Below are 16,354 nucleotides of genomic sequence, written 5' to 3'. Positions count from 1 at the left end.
AGGGAAGACATCGGGTCAAGAGCCCCGAGCCGCGACGCGCAGCGTCGCCATGAGCACGGTTCAGTCGTTCCCGTCGGGGATCCAAGAGCCGTGGAAGCCCGCGGGGACGCGGCGCGGGAGCCGTACGGAGGCCGTGAAGTCCAGCCCGGCGGCGTCGAGGACGAGCAGCTCGGAGCTCTCGCCCCGCCGGTCTGTGACGATCGACAGCAGCCAGCCGTCGTCCTCGGACCGGGCGGCGGAGGCGGGCACGAAGACCGCCTCGCCGGGCCGCCCGTCCAGCTCGGCGGCCCGGCTCGTGCCGGTCTCGGTGTCGTACTTGACCACCGCGCCGGACGAGATCGCGTAGCGGAACCGGCTCGCCCTCCCGACGTGGGCGTCGTTCAGCGTGGGGAACTCCACGGGGCGGTCGTCGAGCTGCTCCTCGGCGGTCGTGCCGCTCACCGGGTCGAGCGTCCAGCGGTGCAGCACGGCGCCGCCGGTGCGGGCGGCGGGGGCGGGGCCGCCGCCGACGAGGGGCCAGATCCCGGTGAAGGCGTCGCGGGAGTAGCGGACGGCGTCCAGCGTGATCCGGCCCGCGGCGTCCTCGCGGGCGTTGCCGACGTGGAAGACGTAGCCGGGGTCGACCTCGAACCAGGTCACCCGCCCCGCGCGGTCCATCGCGCCGATCCTGGCGCCGTAGGCGTCGTCCCAGCGGTACGGCAGGCCGCCGCGTCCGGCGAGATCCATGTCGAAGACGACGGGCAGGTCCAGCCACACGACGTGGTGCTCGGTGATCGCGAAGTCGTGCATCATGGTCGGCCCCGGCACGTCCACGACCCGGCTCTCCACCAGCTCGCCGCCGGCCGACAGGCGGTGGTAGGTCAGGTAGGGGGCGGTGAAGCCGTACCCGAAGAAGTGGAGCTCCCCGGTGACCGGGTCCTGCTTGGGGTGCGCGGTCATCGCGGTGGTGAGCCGGCCGCCGAAGTCGCACGGCCCGACCGTGCCCAGCTCGGGCGTCACCTCGTACGGCAGGCCGTTCTCGACGAGCGCGAGGATCCTGCCGGAGTGGTGGACGACGTGGGTGTTGGCGGGGACGGCCGTGCGGTCCACGGTGCCGTCGGCGTGGATGAAGGGCGCGCCCTCGGTGAGGCGCCGGGTGCGGACCCAGCGGTTGCGGTACCACTCGGCGCGGCCGTCGCGGAGCCGTACGCCGTGGAGCATCCCGTGACCGGTGAACCAGTGGCCCGGGTCCTGGCCGGGCAGCGGGTTGGGGCCGTTGCGGAGGTAGCGGCCGGTCAGCTCGGCCGGGAGCGCGCCGGTGACCGGCAGGTCGGCGGCGTCGATCTCGTCGGGGACGGGGGCGAGGTGGCCCGCCAGGTAGAACGGTGTCTCGGTGGTCATGTGCGGCTCCGGATCTCGCGGTCTCGGTTCGTGCGGATCAGGCGGTGCGGCCGGTGGCGTGGTCGGTGGTTCGGCCGGTGGTCCGGTCGGCGGCGTGGCCGGTGGTCCGGAGACGCCGTGCGACGGCCTTCGGGTAGCGGACGGTGAAGACCGCCGGGGCGGCGAAGCTGAGGACCTTGACGGCGACGATGGTGGCGGTCGCGTGCGGGGCCTCGTGCAGCAGGACGGCGAGCGTGACGGCTGTGGCGGTGAAAGCAGCCCCCCACACCATGGTGATGACGGCGTTGACCCGGAGGAACAGCGGGGTCCGCCACACCTCGCGCGGGGTCGTCCGGCGGGCGATGCCGAGGGTGAACGGCCTGCGCACGGCCAGCGACCCCCAGGCGGTGAGCGCGAGCCAGGCGTTGACCAGGGCCGGGCCGTACGGCATGAGCGGGGAGCCGGGGTCGGCGAAGGAGAGCAGGGTGACCAGCAGGAAGAACACCGCGGCGCTGACCTCGATCACCATCTGGTCCCACGTGCTGCCGGTCCGGCGGTCGGCGACGATCACCCCGGCGGCGATCACGAGCCCCAGGATCGCGCCGTAGCGCCACTCGTCGCTCGTGGCGACGACGGCGTAGGCGATCCACGGAAGGAAGCCGAGCAGACTGCGGACCATGTGGGGGCTCCTGACGTTCCTGTTTAGACATGTCGAGACTAGAACCTCCTGGCACGACATGTCAATGCAGGAATATAGGGTGAACTCATGAGCCTTCGACACGCGCTGCTGGGCCTTCTGTCCCGAGAGCCCGCCAGTGGCTACGACCTGCTGAAGATCTTCAATGTCTCACTGGCCAACGTGTGGCCCGCCACCCAGAGCCAGGTCTACGCGGAGCTGGGCCGTCTGGCGGAGGCCGGCCTGGTGGAGGTGGTCGCCGAGGGGCCGAGGGGCCGCAAGGAGTACGCCATCGCCGAATCCGGCCGCGCCGAGCTCCGGCACTGGCTGACGGAGGTCGCGCCGGTGCGGACGGGCCGCAGCGAGACGCTCCTGCGCGTGTTCTTCCTGGGGCAGGTCGAGCCCGAGCAGGCGCGCGCCTACCTGCGGCGGCTGGCGGAGACCGCCGAGCGGTCCGGGCGTGACCTCGCGGCGCTGAGCGACGCCGTCTCGGCGGAGGAGGACGACCTGGCGTTCTACGGCCGGCTCGCCCTGGAATGGGGCCTGCGCTTCAGCGCCATGCAGCGCGAGTGGGCGGACTGGGCCGAACGGCGGATCGAGGAGCGCGGCGCGGCGCTCCAGGCGGTGGGGCCGCCCGGAGCATCCGGAGCGCCCGGCCGCCTGGAGGGCCCGTGACCGTGCCGGGCGTCCGGGCCGCGACCGCCCGACCGCCCGGGACGCTGGACCGCCCGGAGCGCCTGACCACCCGGGCGGCCCGTGAGCGCGGCCTGCACCCGGACGGTGTCGTGGCGGAAGCGGAACCCCGCCGGCCCCGGCGGAGGCGGTTCGTCAGACTCCGGGCCGGAGCCGGAGCAGGCCGTCGGCGAACGCCTTCTGGCTGAGCGCGCCGAGCCGTACGACGGAGCTGGGGTAGGGGCCTTCGCAGCTCGTGTCCTGGGCGACGAGGTCCGGGCGGATCACGGCCGAGTCGATCACGCCCTGGCCGTACCCCATGAGGAAGGAACGCAGCTCAACGGGGCCGGGGCGGTCGCCCTCCCGCCGCAGGGTCTCGTCGATGACGGCGACCTCGCGGGCGATCGCGTCGGACAGGGCCCGGTCCGTGGCGGCCCTGGCCAGGATCTCGCGGCCGAAATGAACGTACAGATACTCCAGGGATGTGGCCGGGAGGTGGCTCGTCAGAGTCCGCGCCCGCATCATGCGCAGGGTGTGGGCCAGCCGAAGCATCAGCATCTTCATGCTTCTCTGAGACGGTCGCGGGCTCCGCCGGGATGGCGGTGACAGCGAATCGTTATCCGGCGGATACCGGTCGCCCCCGGCCCGCCCTGATGCGGTGGGAGGCCCGCACCGCGGTGAACCCGCTGGTCACCGAGCGCGCGACAGGGGCGCGGCCTGGTCGGGGGGCCTTTTCCCGGTTCAATTGCACTGTGCAATGATGGATCGGCAAGCCGCTCGGGCCGCACGCGGACGGTCCAGGGTGAAACGGACGAAGGGCCGCTCGGGCGCGACCGCCGCCCAGACGAGCGGGCGAAGAGGATGTCGTGCGGGAAAGAACGGGCCACGGTCGACCTGCCGCCTTCTCCGTGACCACCGGGCTGCGCGGCGACGTCGTCATCCTGCGTCTGGCCGGCGAGCTCGACCTCGCCGCGGCGCCCCTCCTGCGGGCACGCCTCTCGGAGGCGATGGCGCTCATCACCCCGCCGCATATCGTCATCGACACCGAGGAGCTCCTCTTCTGCGACTCGTCGGGGCTGAGCGTCCTGGTGGGCGGGCTGCGCGGCGTGCTGGCCGCGGGCGGGCGGCTGGTTCTCAGCGGGGTCCGGCCGCGCTTCGCCCGCCTGCTCGCGCTCACCGGCCTGACCCGGGAGCTCCGGGCGTACGCGACGGTCGACGAGGCCGCCGAGCACCTGGCGCCGTTCCGGGAGGACAGGTGACGACGCCCGGGGCGACCGGGCGCGGCGGATCGGGACCCGCGAGGGTGTCGGGACGGCCGGGGCGGCGCGGGGCCGGTGGGCGGCGACGCCCGCGGTGGAACAGGCCAGGTGAAGACGGGTCTGACGGACCCGCCGTGTAGAACAGAACCTATGTCGGAGCATCAGGCGAGCCGGGTGGGCACGGACGGGGAGGACCCCTCCGCGGTCGTCTCGGCGGTGCTCACCGGCTCGCGCCTGCTCGTCGCCATCGCCGCCCGGTCCCTCGGCGCGGTCGAGGACAAGGTCACCCTGCCGCAGTTCCGCATGCTCGTCGTCCTGGCGGGCCACGGGGACACCAAGCTCGTCACGATGGCGGAGCGGCTCAACGTCAACCCCTCGACGGCGATGCGGATGGCCGACCGCCTCGCCGCCTCCCGGCTGGTGGTCCGCGAGGTCAATCCGCGGAACCGGCGGGAGACCCTGATGCGCCTCACCGAGGAGGGGCGGCGCATCGTCGACGAGGTCACCGCCCACCGCCGCCAGGAGATCGCCGACATCGTCTCCCGGATGTCCGCCGGCCAGCGCCACGCCCTCGTCTCGGCGATGACCGCCTTCAACGAGGCGGGCGGCGAGCCGCCGGTGGGCGCCGCCCACCCCCTCGGCTGGCCCGACGTCTAGACGGCGTCCGTCCCCATGCCCCGTCCCCCGGGAGCGGGGTTTCGGACGCCGGATATGAAAAGGCCGTTACTCCGATTTCTCTTTTCTCTCCTCTCCTCGCTTCTCCGGCTCGCAGAGAAGTGTTGCGGGAAAGGAGTCACCTTTGGTGAAGAAGGGAGAGCATCAGGTTTTGACGGGGTTTAGCGTATTGTGTCTGACTCTGAGTTTTGCGATCCTCGAAACAGAACGGACAGGACGGCGGCGAACCCGGCCGCTCGGGCGGATCGCGGACGAGAGGCGGATCGCGCGTGGCCATGCGTGCCCAGCGGCCCTTCCTCGCGGAGGGAGGGAAGGAATGGCCCGCGACACTGGACGTTCCGGCCCTGACCGCGGCGGGTTGGCGTCCCACCCCGTTCCGGGAGTTCATCGTCAAGATCCACAGTCGGTGTGACCTCGCGTGCGACTACTGCTACGTCTACGAAATGGCGGACCAGACGTGGCGCTTCCGTCCCGTCCGGATGCTCCCTCAGACCGCCGACCGGGTCGCCGCCCGCGTCGCCGAGCACGTGCAGTCCCACGGCCTGACCGCGATCCGGGTCGTGCTGCACGGCGGCGAGCCCCTGCTCGCCGGACCCATGACGATCCGCCGCCTGGTGGACGCCCTGCGGGCGGAGGTCGGCCCCGCCGCGCGGACGGACGTGGTCGTCCAGACCAATGCGGTCCGCCTCACCGAGGACTACCTCCGCCTGTTCGACGAATTCGGCGTCCGGGTGGGGGTCAGCCTGGACGGTACGGCCGAGGCGCACGACCGGCACCGCCGCCGCGCGGACGGCGGAGGCAGCTACGCGTCCGTGCGGGGCGCCCTCGAACGGCTGACGAGCCCCCGACACCGGCATCTGTTCGCAGGTCTGCTGTGCGCCATCGACCTGCGCAACGACCCGCTGGACACCTACGAGGCCCTGGTGGAGTTCCGGCCGCCGGTCATCGACCTGCTGCTTCCCCATGGGAACTGGGACGACCCGCCGCCGGGCCGCGGGCCGGACCGCTCCGCCACGCCGTACGGGGACTGGCTCGTCGCGGTCTTCGACCGGTGGTACCGGGAGCCCCGGCAGAGGACGCGGGTGCGTCTGTTCGGTGAGATCCTCCATCTCCTCTTCGGCGGGGCGTCCACCAGCGAGGCGATCGGGCTCTCACCGGTGGGAGTGCTGGTCATCGAGACCGATGGAAGCATCGAGCAGTCCGATGTGCTGAAGTCCGCCTATCACGGGGCTCCGCACACCGGTCTGCACGTGGACCGCGACCCCTTCGACGCGGCGCTGTCGCTGCCGGCGGTGGTGGCCAGGCAACTCGGAACCGGGGCGCTGTCGGCGACGTGCCTGGCCTGCCCGGTGCACCGGGTGTGCGGGGCGGGACTGTACGCGCATCGCTATCGGTCCGGCACCGGGTTCGCCAACCCGTCGGTCTACTGCCCGGACCTGTTTCGCCTGGTCACCCATGTGAAGCGGGTCGTCGAGGCGGATCTGGCCGTACGGCTGGGCCGCCCATGAACCTCGGCGCGCACCGCCTGGGAGAGACCGTTTTCCGGGCTCTCGCGGCGGGAGGCGGCGGTGCCGCGGTCCGCGACCTGGCCGCAGCCCAGCACAGCAGGCACATCCTGTTGATCCGCGGGGTCGTGGACGCCGCGGCCGGAACCGGCCACCCTCAGGCCGCCCGGGTCCGCCGGGCCTACGACCTGCTCGCGGACGTGCAGGCCCACGCGCCCGCGGAGACCGAGGCGGTGATCCGGCATCCGGGCACGGGCGCGTGGGCCCGCCGTACGCTGCGCGCTCTGCACGCCGGGGCGGCGGCTCCGGACGGCGGGAGTCCGCAGCGGGCCCCGGCCGTTCCCGAGGGCCTCGCGGCCGTCGCCGTCGCGGCGGCGATCAGGGCGGGTTTCGCGGCCGTCATCGAGGTGCCCCTTCATGAGGGGACCGTCGTGCTGCCCACTCTCGGCCGTGCCGTCCTGGTCCCCGGCGGGGACGCTGACCGCGCGGTCGTGCGGGTCACTCCGCATCGTGAGACGGAGATCATGGCCGGTGACGACCGCGTGCGGGTGCCGGCGGACCATCGGACCGACGCCCCGGGCTGGCATGGCGTGCGCCGGTTGTCAGCCGAGGTGGGAGGGACCGGGATCGAGCTGCTCCTCGACGACGTGGACGCGCACTGCCTGCCCGCGGCGACGACCGCGGCCGGCCGGTTGACGGGAGCCGAGGCCGGGAACTGGTGGACGCTCCTCGACGGAGCGTGGGAGCTGCTCGTCAAGCACCACTGGACCGTCGCCGCGGAGATCGGCGAGATCGTCAGGGTGCTGGCACCGCTGGCTCCACCGGCGAGCGGGCAGGTGAGCGTGTCGTCCCGGGAGACGTTCGGTTGCGTGGCGCTCTCCACGCCGGAGGACGAGAGGGTGCTGGCCGTGACGCTGGCCCACGAGGTCCAGCACGCCAAGCTCACGGCGTTGCTCGATCTGGTGCCGCTGACCCTGCCGGACACCGGGGCACGCTACTACGCGCCGTGGCGCGACGACCCTCGGCCGGTGAGCGGCCTGCTGCAGGGGGTCTACGCGCACCTGGGGGTGGCCGGGTTCTGGCGACGTCAGCGCCTTCACGAATACGGGAACTCGGCGATCAGGGCGAACGCCGAGTTCGCCCGCTGGCGGGACGCCGCGGCTGAGGCCGTGCGGACGCTCACGGCGAGCGGGGCGCTGACCCCCGAGGGGACGGCGTTCGTCTCCGCGATGGGCCGGACGCTGGCCGGCTGGTGCGGGGAGTCGGTGCCGGACACGGCTCTCGGGCTCGCCCGCCGCGCCGCCGAACGGCACCGGCGGGACTGGCGCCTGCGCAACGGTTCGCCCTGACCGGCCCGGTACGGCCCGTCCGCGTGGCTCACGGGGCGCGCCCGGGTCACCCACCCGCCTACTGCCCGGCACACACGACCCGCCCGGTCCGCTCATCAGGGCGGACCGGGCGGGATCCGGCGGGTCCGGATCAGATCGGCGGAGGGTCGAAGTCGAGGTCGAGGTGCCTGCCCTCCAGGGCGACCCTGGTATCCGGATGGTCGGGCCCGAGGGTCCGGGCGTAGGCGTCCAGGGTCTCCTCGGAGAGACTCTTCGCCTCCCCCTCGGCACCCGCCCGGTACAGGTCGGCCACGAGGTTCGCCGCGCCCGCCAGGGCGACGGGGTGCTCGCGGCCGAGGATGGTCCGCAACCGCTCCAGGGTGTCGCGCCGCAGTGGGATGGCCTCGTCCAGTTCCCCCAGCATGACCAGGTCTGTGGCGAGGTTGGTCGCGATGGTGAGGCTGTAGTGGTGGTCGCGCGAGAGCCGGGCGTCCAGGGCGGCGAGCGAGGCCCGGTCGAGGTCGCGGGCACCGATCACGTCACCCCGCACCCGGCGCAGTACGGCCAGGTTGCCGGCGCAGCCGTGGCGGTAGGGGTGGTCCGCGCCGTAGACGGCGGGGTACCGCTCGAGGGTGTCCTCGGCGAGGTGGAAGGCGTCATCGATGTCGCCGTTGCTGCGCAGCGCGTTGGCCAGGCTCATCGCGGCGGCGAGGGTGTCCGGGTGGTCCTTGCCGAAGATCCGCTCGTAGCGGGAGAGAATGTCCCGGGCGAGCTCGATGGCCTCTGGGATCCGGCCGGTCCGCCGCAGAGCGATGGACAGGTCCTTGGCGGTGCGGAGCGTCCAGGGATGCTCGGCGCCGAGTTCCTGCACGCCGTAGGCGTGGGCGTCCTCACCCAGGTCACGGGCCTCGGGGTAGTCGCCGCACAACCGCACCACCCGGGACAGGCCGTTCCAGGAGGAGAGCACGTCGGTTCTGCTGACGCCGTTGACGCCGACGTTCTGCTGCTGAAGGAGGTAGGTGTCCTCGTGCAGCTCGCGGGCCCGCTGGTACCGGCTGATCAGGCCGTAGTCGACCGCGAGGTTGTTCATCATGTTGAGTGTCCAGGGGTGGACCGGGCCGAGTACCGCCTCGTGCCGCCGCCGGGCCTCCTCGTCGACTTCCAGGGCCGCGGCGAAGTCGCCTCGGGCGCGCAGGTCGGCGGCGTGGATGTTGGTGACGACCAGCGTCTGTGGGTGGTCCGGTCCCAGGACCCGCGTCATCTGCTCCAGCGTCCGGCTGTTGAGGTCGTACGCCTCGCGGTACTCGCCCAACTCGCGCAGGACGTCGCCCAGATGCCGCTGCGCGGCCAGCACGTCGGGGTGGTCGGGGTCTGAATCTGCCCGCCAGCGCTGCAGGAACTGCTCGGCGAAGGCGCGCGCGGACTGGTAGCCGCCGGAGACGAACAGGTAGCGGAGGAGGTCCAGCGCCATCCGCCGGACGGCGGGGTTCGTGCTCTCCGGCACCAGCGCCGGCGTCACGTGGGCGAGGAGGTCGGCGTATCGCGGCCAGTTGGCCGTGTCGTCGGGGTCGAGCGGCGCTCCGGCGGCGAGCAGGAGGTGGACCTCACCGCGGTAGCGGGCCTGCTCCCGGGCGGTCAGCTCGTCGCGGATCAGCGCCTGGATCAGCCGGTGCACCTGGATGGTCCGGCTGGGGGAGTCGATGCGGGCCAGGGCGAACCGGCCGAGCTCCCGGATGGCCCTGCTGAGCAGGATGGGGTTGCCGAGGATGCGGCGCAGGGCGCCGGCGGCCTGCGGGCCGTCCACGTCGGCCGTGTCGCCGGACAGCGGCCGGAACACATCTCGGGGGATGGGTTCGGCGCCGAAGAACGCGCAGCAGCGGAGCAGCTCGACCGCCTCGGGGAGCTGCTCCTTCAGCCGCTCCACCGATAGCGACCACGCCGCGGTCATCGACAGGGGGTACTCCGAGGGCTTGCTCTCGGCCAGCAACTGGCTGGTCTTCTCGGTGAGCAGCCGGAGGTACTCGTCGACGGACATTCCCGTCTCGGCCTGCAGGGCGCCGGCCTGCTCCAGCGCCAGCGGCAGGTCGCCCAGCTCATCGGCCAGACGGCCCGCGTCGACGGTGCTGATGGCCTTGGGCACGCGGCGGTTGAGGAACTCCACGCTCTCCGCCCGGTCGAAGACGTCGACGGCGAGCGTGTCGACGACTCCCTCCCACCGGTGGTTGCGGGAGGTGATCAACACGTGCCCGGGGCCTCGAGGGATGATCTCGTTGATGTCCTCGGGCTGGTCGGCGTTGTCGAAGATGAGTAGCCACCGGGAGTAGGGCTCGCCCCGACGCAGCGCGTCGAGGACGGCGGCGGAGGCGTCCTCGATGCCGGTGACCGCCGCCGAGGGCAGCTTGAGGTGGGGTGCGAGGGCGGCGAGCGACGAGCGTACGAGGAGGGGCTGGTCGGCGGAGATCCACCAGACGAGCTCGTAGTCGCCCTGGTAGCGATAGGCGTACTCGACGGCGAGCTGAGTCTTCCCGACGCCGCCGATGCCGTGGAGCGCGTGAGGCAGAACGGCGGTGACGTCCATCGTGATGCCTTCGCGCAGACGGGAGAGAAGGTCTTCCCTGCCCGTGAAGTTCATGTTGCGCTGGGGTACTTTGCCCCAAACGTGTGGAATACGCCCGTGTTCAGCCTTCACAATGGCCATCCTAAGCGCGCGACCCCCCGATCGTCGAAGAGGCGGGCGTTTCATCGGTGTCTGCTGTGGGGGAATATAGAGGGCGTCGCCCCCGTTGTCCAGAATGATACGATTAATCATTGCATGTGAATTTATCTGCGACATTCGACCGAATTTGGACATGCGCAAACGGGCGCGTGACCATGGTCGGGCGGCGTGCGAAGATAGAGGAGCGGAGCACCGGGAGCGAAGGTGACGGGAGCGCCTATGTCGGATGAAGACGTCACGCGGGACAGTGGGCTCATCGACGTCTCGGGGCTTTCTCTGAGAGATCTCGACCGGCTCGACGAGACCGCCCTGGCGCATGCGCTTCGTAGGCTCATGGAGGTCGAGGAGCGGGACGCCGACCCGGTCGCGGGTCACCAGTCGTCCGTGTGACGCCCCGCGCGCCGCGGACGGGTCCCGTCGATGACAGGTGGGTGATGAGGGTGCGGTCGATGCCCGCTCCGCGGTCAGCGGAGCCGGCGTGTCATCGTCCGCTCGCGGTACGGCGGAAGCCGTGCTCCCGATGGGCGCGCGCGGATGAGGCGGAAGCAAGGATGCGTAAAACTCGTGCACACATTCCATTTGGTCACTCGGGACACCGCTCCGCTATTTCGGCAGTGACGCAGGATTCGGTCGACGAGTGGTTGTATTGCACCGGATGGGATCGATGTGACCGTTGAGACTCTGATCGATACCGTGGACCACGGTCCTTACATCGGCCTGCGCGCGTTCCGTACCGAGGAGAGCCGCCTGTTCTTCGGGCGGGAACGGGAGTCCCGGCAGGTCGCCGGGCTCTGGAAAGCCGACCGGCTGACCCTTCTCACCGGGGGACCGGGGGTCGGCAAGACCTCGCTGCTGAACGCCGGCGTCCGCCCGCTGCTGGCGCCGGAGCGGATGCGGATCCTCCCCCTCGGCCGCCTGACGTACGCATCCTCCTTCCCCATCGTGGCGCTGCCCGAGCACAACCCCTACGTCCTCGCACTGCTGGCGTCCTGGTTCCCCCACGAGTCGCCGGCTCGACTGGCCGCGACGACGATCTCCGGACACCTGCGCAGATACGAGGCGGTCACCGGCCGCTTCACCGCCTCGGGGCCGCTGATGGCCGCCATCGACCAGGCGGAGGAGCTGTTCAACGACCGCGAGGACCGGCGGCACGTCGGTGCGTTCGTCGGCGAGCTCGCCGCGGCTCTGGACGACCATCCGGGACTGCACCTGCTGCTCGCGGGCGGGGAGGAGTTCGCCGACCTCTTCGAGCCCTACCGCGCCCGGTTCGGGGCGGCCGCGGGCTCGGAGGTCGTCCTGGCGCCCCTGGACCGCGACGCGGCGACACGGGCGGTCCGTGGCCCTTCGAAGTCCCGGGGCCGTCCGTTCGCGCCCGGCGCGGCGGAGGAACTGGTCGACGACCTCCGCTCGGTGACGCTCCTCGACGACATAGGAAGACCGGTCGCCTCCCCGGCCGATGCGGTGTACCCGGCGCTGGTCCAGATGGCGTGCTCCTCGCTGTGGGAGACGTTCTCCGGTGCCGACGTCATCACCGGACCGCACCTGCGCCGGGAGGGCGGTGCCGAGCGGTTCCTCGGCGAAACCTGGCGGCGCGTCGTCTCCGGGGTCGCCACTGATCATGACCTGTACTCCGAACGGCTGCTCAACTGGCTGGGACGGGCGCTCACCGCCGGTCCCTCCGGACGCGCGCGGGTCGGCGAACGGGAGGCGGAGGCGTCCGGCGTGCCCGGCTCCGTGCTGCGGGCACTGGCCGCCCTCCATCTCCTCCGGTCCGAAGCGGGCGCGGCCGGTTCGCGGGAGTACACGCTGTACGACGACCGTCTCGCCGCGGTCGTCCGCGGACTCGCCGCCGGCGGCCCGGTTCCGGCGGTTCCTCCGGCGCCGACGTCCTCCGCGGCGTCGCTGCACGCCGCGGTCCAGGCCCTCGCCCGGGGGGAGACCGCGCTCGCGCGCGGGCATGTCCGCAGGATCGTGGAAGCCGGTGACGACGAGCTGCGCCCGCGTGCCGAGGCGTGGTCCCTGCTCGGCAACATCGCCTGCGAGGAGGGCGACCTGGAGGCGGCCGTCCGGTCCTACGACACGGCCACGACCATGTTCGAGGCCCTGGGGGACACCTCCGCGGTGGGACGGCTGCTGGCGGCGACCGGCCGGCTGCGCCTGCGGCAAGGGGACGGAGCTCTCGCCCTCACTCTGCTGCGCGCGGCCGTCGAGCGGGTGCCCAACGACCTGACGGTGCAGACCCAGCTCGGGCGGGCGCTCGGGGAGCTGGGCCGCTCGCGGGCCGCTGTGGCGGTGCTCAACGGGGTGCTGGCCGTCGACGGGAACACGCCGGACGCCCTGCGCGTACGCGGGGAGATCCTCGCCGACCTCGGCGAGGCCGAGGAGGCGCTGCGCGACCTGGACCGGGTGCCGCACCGCGCGGAACCCGTCACCCGGGCGGCCCGTGCCTTCGCGCTGGCCACGCTGCACGACTTCGGGGCCGCCGACGGCGAACTGGCCGCCGTGCTCGCCGACGCTCCACACGAGGGTTCCGTACTGCTGTACGGCGCGCGGGCACGGGCGGCGGAGGGAGACCGGGCCGGCGCCGCCGACCTCGCGGGCAGGGCGCTGACGGCCGCCGGCCCGCCGTTGCCGCCTCACCGGCGCGAGGTCGCTCTGGGACTGCTGGCGGCCTCGAAGCCGGACGAGCCGTACCGTGACGATCCGGGGCCATGACGGCGCGAAGCCGTACGGCGTTCACTCCACCCGGCGCGTCACCTCTCCGCCCCGGCGTCGCTCCGCGCCGGGGTCCGGCGTGTTCCCCGTCTCCGGGCCGCCGGTCACCTCGCGCCTGGCGGCGAGTTGGAAGGCGGCGAGACGGGCGTCGAGGTCACGCAGGTCGGGAGCGCTCCTCATCTGGCCGCCCAGGCAGATGTCGTCCTGGAAGGCCAGGTCGATCGACTTCACCGCGGTGGCGGCGCTCCGGCCGGCCGACTCGGCCAGGGCCAGCGCGGCGGACGCCACCTCCTCGGGGGCCGTCAGCGACACCTGTGCGGCGTGCAGCCCCGTGGCCGTCGCGTGTTCCTGGACGGCGCCTAGCCTGACGTCCATGTCCCGCCAGTGACGCTGGGCTGCGATCTCGATCGTCATTTTAAGCTGTGCGGCTGATTCGGACAGGTTCGCGCACGCCCGCTGGAGCTCGTCGCACCGTCGGTCGCGCCGGTCGCGCTCCGCCTGGCGCCTTTCGCGCCGGGCGGAGGTTCCCTGGGTCAGCGCCACTCCTCCCAGAGCGCCCAGAAGCGTCCCTACCGTCGATATCACCGTCGTGACGACAGATGGGTCAGGCATAGGTAGATCGTGCCATCGGTGGGTCATTCTCCGCAGGCCCCTGCGGTTGTTCCGTTCCGCCCCGGGCCGTCACCAGAACCTCGTCCCCTTCCCGGCAGTGCTCGCGCCCCCGCCGCGCTTCGGCCAGCCCACGCAGCGCCACGCTCTCGCCGAGCCGGTCCCCGGACCGGCGGCAGGCCGCCAGGGCGACCCGGAGGGCCCGCTCCACACCGGTCCAGGACGACCGCAGCGCCGCGTCGTTCAGCATCGCGGCGGCCAGCTCCCAGCACAGCTCGTCCAGACCGCGGACCGACGCCTGCAGCACGGCGGCGACCAGGGATTCGCGCTCGCTCTCGAACCAGGCGAGGGGGTCGGCGAGCAGCTTCTCGCGGACCCGCGCCGGGGGCGGCCAGCGTGGCGCCCTGCCCCGTATCGGGGTGTACCGGGCCGACGGCAGACGCTCGTCGGCCTCCTGCGCCAGGGTGAGGAAGGTGGCGAGCGTGCGGATGACCACCACGTCGACGGCGGTGTCGCTCTCCTCCAGTGCGGCCTGCTCGCGGGCGTAGCGGCGGACGAGTTCGTGGAACCGGTAGCGGGTCTGACCGGCGGCGTCCGGCTCGGTGATCTCCAGCATGCGGGCGTCGGCGAGGGAGTCGGCGAGCTCCTCCGCCGCCTCCTGGGACGTCTCCAGCGCCATCGCGATGGTCCACGGGGCGAAGGAGGGGAGGTCCAGGACGCCGAGGAGGCGGACGGCCCGCCGCGCCGCCTCGTCCAGCCGGTGGTAGCCGGCGGCGATGCCGGTTCTGACGTCCGGGTCGCCGAGAGCGAGTTCGTCCAGGCCGTCGCGGTCCAGCCGCTCGGCGAACCGGGCGAGCGTCCAGTGCGTACGGCCGGCCAGCCGCGTCCCCGCCGCCCGCAGCGCCAGCGGCAGGCGCCCGCACAGCCGGGCCACCTCCGCGGCGGCCTCGGGTTCCGCGGCGACGCGCTCGCGGCCCAGGACGCTCGCCAGCATGTCCGCCGCCTCCCCCGGCTCCAGCGGTTCCAGCTCGAAGCGGGCGGCGCCCGGCCAGCCGGGCAGCCGGGAACGGCTGGTCACGATGACCGAGCAGGTGGGTGAGCCGGGCAGCAACGGCCTGGCCTGCGCGTGGTCGGCGACGTCGTCGAGCACCACGAGCATCCGGCGACCGGCGAGCCGGCTGCGATAAAGGTCGATCCGCTCCTCCAGATCGTGGGGGACGGCGGACGCGTGGACGCCGAGGGCGCGCAGGAACCGGGCCAGCACCCGCGACGGGTCCGCGGGGCACGTGCCGGAGCCCTGCATGTCGGCGTGGAGCTGGCCGTCCGGGAACGCCTCGCCCAGCCGGTGGGCCACGTGCAGGGCCGTGGCGGTCTTGCCCACGCCGCCCTGCCCGGTGACGAGCGCCACGGCGACGGACCCGGTGCCGCGGGAGGTCAGCGCCCCGCGGAGCCGGCCGACCGTCTTCTCCCGCCCGGTGAAGTCGGCGACGTCGGGAGGGAGGAGGGACGGGCGGAACGTTCCACCAGAGGGGGCGGCCTCATAGGACTCGTAGAGCTCGTAGGGCTCGCGGGCTTCGTAGGAGGAGGCCGGGCCCGTCTCCTGCCGCAGCACCTGAAGGTGCGCCGCGCGCAGCTGCGGGCCGGGATCGATGCCGAGCTCGTCCGCCAGCCTCCTGCGGGTCGCCTCGTACTCGGCCAGTGCCTCGGCCTGCGCCCCGGCTCCCGCGAGGGCGAGCACGAGCCAGGAGTGCACCGCCTCGTTCAGCGGCTCGGCCGCCGCGACGGCCCGCAGCTGTGGGATGACCTCGCAGGTCAGGCCGGTCTGGAGGGCGAACTTGGCCGCCTCCAGCAGGACGTCCACGCGTTCCTGGTCGGCCGCGCGGACCCAGGGGTGCCCCCGGACCGCGTGACCGAGGTCGGACAGGCACGGACCCTGCCAGAGCTGCAGGGCGCGCAGCAGCAGTTCCAGGGTCTCCCTGGGGGAGCCGGCCCGTCCGGCCCGCGCCACCGCCGTCCGGAAGCGGACCAGGTCGGTGTCGCACCGGTCGAGCCGGATCGCGTACGCGGGCCCCAGGCCGGCGAGCCAGGAGGCGCCGGACCGGGCCACGTGGGACGGATCGACGCGGCGGCGTAGTCGTCCCACGTAGGTCTGGACGAGGTTGACCACGGAGTCCGGGACTCCCTCGCTCCACACGGCGTCGATGATCTCCTGGCGGTGGACGGGCGTCCCCGCCTTCAACAGCAGCAGAGCGAGAACGGTCCGTTGTTTGTCCGAGCTGATCGCAACCTCGGTATCCCCGCGCCATACCCGTAGCGAACCGAGCAGGCTGAACCGTATGTTCGCCATTTCTCTCCTGAAAAAGCCCACGGTCAGTGCCGGAAATCTGGAGAATCATATGTTTTGACGGAAAGTAAGGCGAGATTGTGATGTGTCCAATCCCGGCCATCACCGCTGGCACTTACTCCTCTTTCCGGCCGCCGGGGGACCGCCCCGCCGCAGGACCGCGCCGGGTCCACTGGCGATTCACTGACGGTTCACTGGCCGTGCCGCCCGCCCGTGCGCGCGCCGGGTTCAGTGCCGCGGCGGCACCGCTCCAGCGGCGGCGGCCATCGTTGACACCGACCTTCGGACCTCGGGAGGAGGTGCACGATGAAGAAGATCAAGATCCGTAAGGCCGGCCCGGTCCGCCTGACCGCCGCCGCCTGCTCGATCTACAAGAACGTGAGCTGACGTCGGCTCCCGGCGGTGCGCCGGGTACGGCACGTCCGCACCCGGCGCTCCGCCCCACGCCGTGGAAAGCCACCGCCGTGGAAAGCCACCGCCGCGGGACCCACCGTTC

At 72.5% G+C, this 16,354-nt stretch carries 13 protein-coding genes; 7 read left to right on the top strand and 6 right to left on the bottom strand.

All coding sequences use genetic code 11. From position 1 onward, the window contains the following. Window positions 1-60 precede the first annotated feature (60 nt). Together AB0D67_RS26615 and AB0D67_RS26610 are read right to left on the bottom strand one after the other, a co-directional pair. Window positions 61-1,380, bottom strand: coding sequence for a carotenoid oxygenase family protein (locus AB0D67_RS26615; protein ID WP_362941330.1), 1,320 nt, complete (start codon window positions 1,378-1,380; stop codon window positions 61-63). A 37-nt stretch (window positions 1,381-1,417) separates the two neighbouring features. Next, on the bottom strand, window positions 1,418-2,038 hold the full coding sequence (locus AB0D67_RS26610; protein WP_362941327.1) for a hypothetical protein: 621 nt from the start codon (window positions 2,036-2,038) through the stop codon (window positions 1,418-1,420). Between the two features lie 87 nt (window positions 2,039-2,125). On the opposite strand from AB0D67_RS26610, the gene AB0D67_RS26605 reads away from it, so the two are divergent. Continuing rightward, the gene (locus AB0D67_RS26605; RefSeq protein WP_362941324.1) at window positions 2,126-2,710 is read left to right on the top strand and encodes a PadR family transcriptional regulator; all 585 of its coding nucleotides are present in this window, start codon (window positions 2,126-2,128) and stop codon (window positions 2,708-2,710) included. Between the two features lie 153 nt (window positions 2,711-2,863). Here the strand turns inward: AB0D67_RS26605 and AB0D67_RS26600 are convergent, their stop codons facing one another. Further along, the gene (locus tag AB0D67_RS26600; RefSeq protein WP_362941322.1) at window positions 2,864-3,265 is read right to left on the bottom strand and encodes a hypothetical protein; all 402 of its coding nucleotides are present in this window, start codon (window positions 3,263-3,265) and stop codon (window positions 2,864-2,866) included. A gap of 308 nt (window positions 3,266-3,573) precedes the next feature. On the opposite strand from AB0D67_RS26600, the gene AB0D67_RS26595 reads away from it, so the two are divergent. The 4 genes from AB0D67_RS26595 (at window position 3,574) to AB0D67_RS26580 (ending at window position 7,495) form a co-directional block, all read left to right on the top strand. After that, window positions 3,574-3,966: an anti-sigma factor antagonist gene (locus AB0D67_RS26595; RefSeq protein ID WP_362941320.1), complete on the top strand. Its 393-nt coding sequence runs from the start codon at window positions 3,574-3,576 to the stop codon at window positions 3,964-3,966. A 150-nt stretch (window positions 3,967-4,116) separates the two neighbouring features. Further along, window positions 4,117-4,623 carry a MarR family transcriptional regulator gene (locus AB0D67_RS26590; protein WP_362941317.1) on the top strand — a complete coding sequence of 169 codons (507 nt, stop codon included), beginning with the start codon at window positions 4,117-4,119 and terminating at the stop codon, window positions 4,621-4,623. A gap of 293 nt (window positions 4,624-4,916) precedes the next feature. After that, complete coding sequence (locus tag AB0D67_RS26585) at window positions 4,917-6,149, top strand: FxsB family cyclophane-forming radical SAM/SPASM peptide maturase (protein ID WP_362941339.1); 1,233 nt, start codon at window positions 4,917-4,919, stop codon at window positions 6,147-6,149. Beyond that, the gene (locus AB0D67_RS26580) at window positions 6,146-7,495 is read left to right on the top strand and encodes an HEXXH motif domain-containing protein (RefSeq protein WP_362941314.1); all 1,350 of its coding nucleotides are present in this window, start codon (window positions 6,146-6,148) and stop codon (window positions 7,493-7,495) included. Before AB0D67_RS26585 ends, AB0D67_RS26580 begins: the two co-directional genes overlap by 4 nt. A gap of 130 nt (window positions 7,496-7,625) precedes the next feature. On the opposite strand, the gene fxsT is transcribed toward AB0D67_RS26580, so the two are convergent. Beyond that, entirely contained in the window at window positions 7,626-10,172 is a 2,547-nt protein-coding gene (fxsT, locus tag AB0D67_RS26575) for an FxSxx-COOH system tetratricopeptide repeat protein (RefSeq protein WP_362941311.1), read from the bottom strand. A gap of 237 nt (window positions 10,173-10,409) precedes the next feature. On the opposite strand from fxsT, the gene fxsA reads away from it, so the two are divergent. Both fxsA and AB0D67_RS26565 read left to right on the top strand, forming a co-directional pair. After that, a complete protein-coding gene (gene fxsA, locus AB0D67_RS26570) occupies window positions 10,410-10,580 on the top strand; it encodes an FxSxx-COOH cyclophane-containing RiPP peptide (protein WP_362941308.1) in 171 nt (56 codons plus the stop codon). Window positions 10,581-10,883: 303 nt separating this feature from the next. Beyond that, window positions 10,884-12,905, top strand: a complete 2,022-nt coding sequence (locus AB0D67_RS26565) for a tetratricopeptide repeat protein (protein WP_362941305.1) — start codon at window positions 10,884-10,886, stop codon at window positions 12,903-12,905. Window positions 12,906-12,926: 21 nt separating this feature from the next. Here AB0D67_RS26565 and AB0D67_RS26560 read toward each other — a convergent pair whose 3' ends face one another. Next, a complete protein-coding gene (locus AB0D67_RS26560; RefSeq protein WP_362941302.1) occupies window positions 12,927-13,517 on the bottom strand; it encodes a hypothetical protein in 591 nt (196 codons plus the stop codon). After that, entirely contained in the window at window positions 13,510-15,861 is a 2,352-nt protein-coding gene (locus AB0D67_RS26555) for a BTAD domain-containing putative transcriptional regulator (protein WP_362941299.1), read from the bottom strand. Before AB0D67_RS26555 ends, AB0D67_RS26560 begins: the two co-directional genes overlap by 8 nt. Window positions 15,862-16,354: the final 493 nt, after the last annotated feature.

The organism is Streptosporangium sp. NPDC048047 (assembly GCF_040653115.1).
Taxonomy (GTDB): domain Bacteria; phylum Actinomycetota; class Actinomycetes; order Streptosporangiales; family Streptosporangiaceae; genus Streptosporangium.
This window is presented reverse-complemented; position numbering and strand designations above follow the sequence as displayed.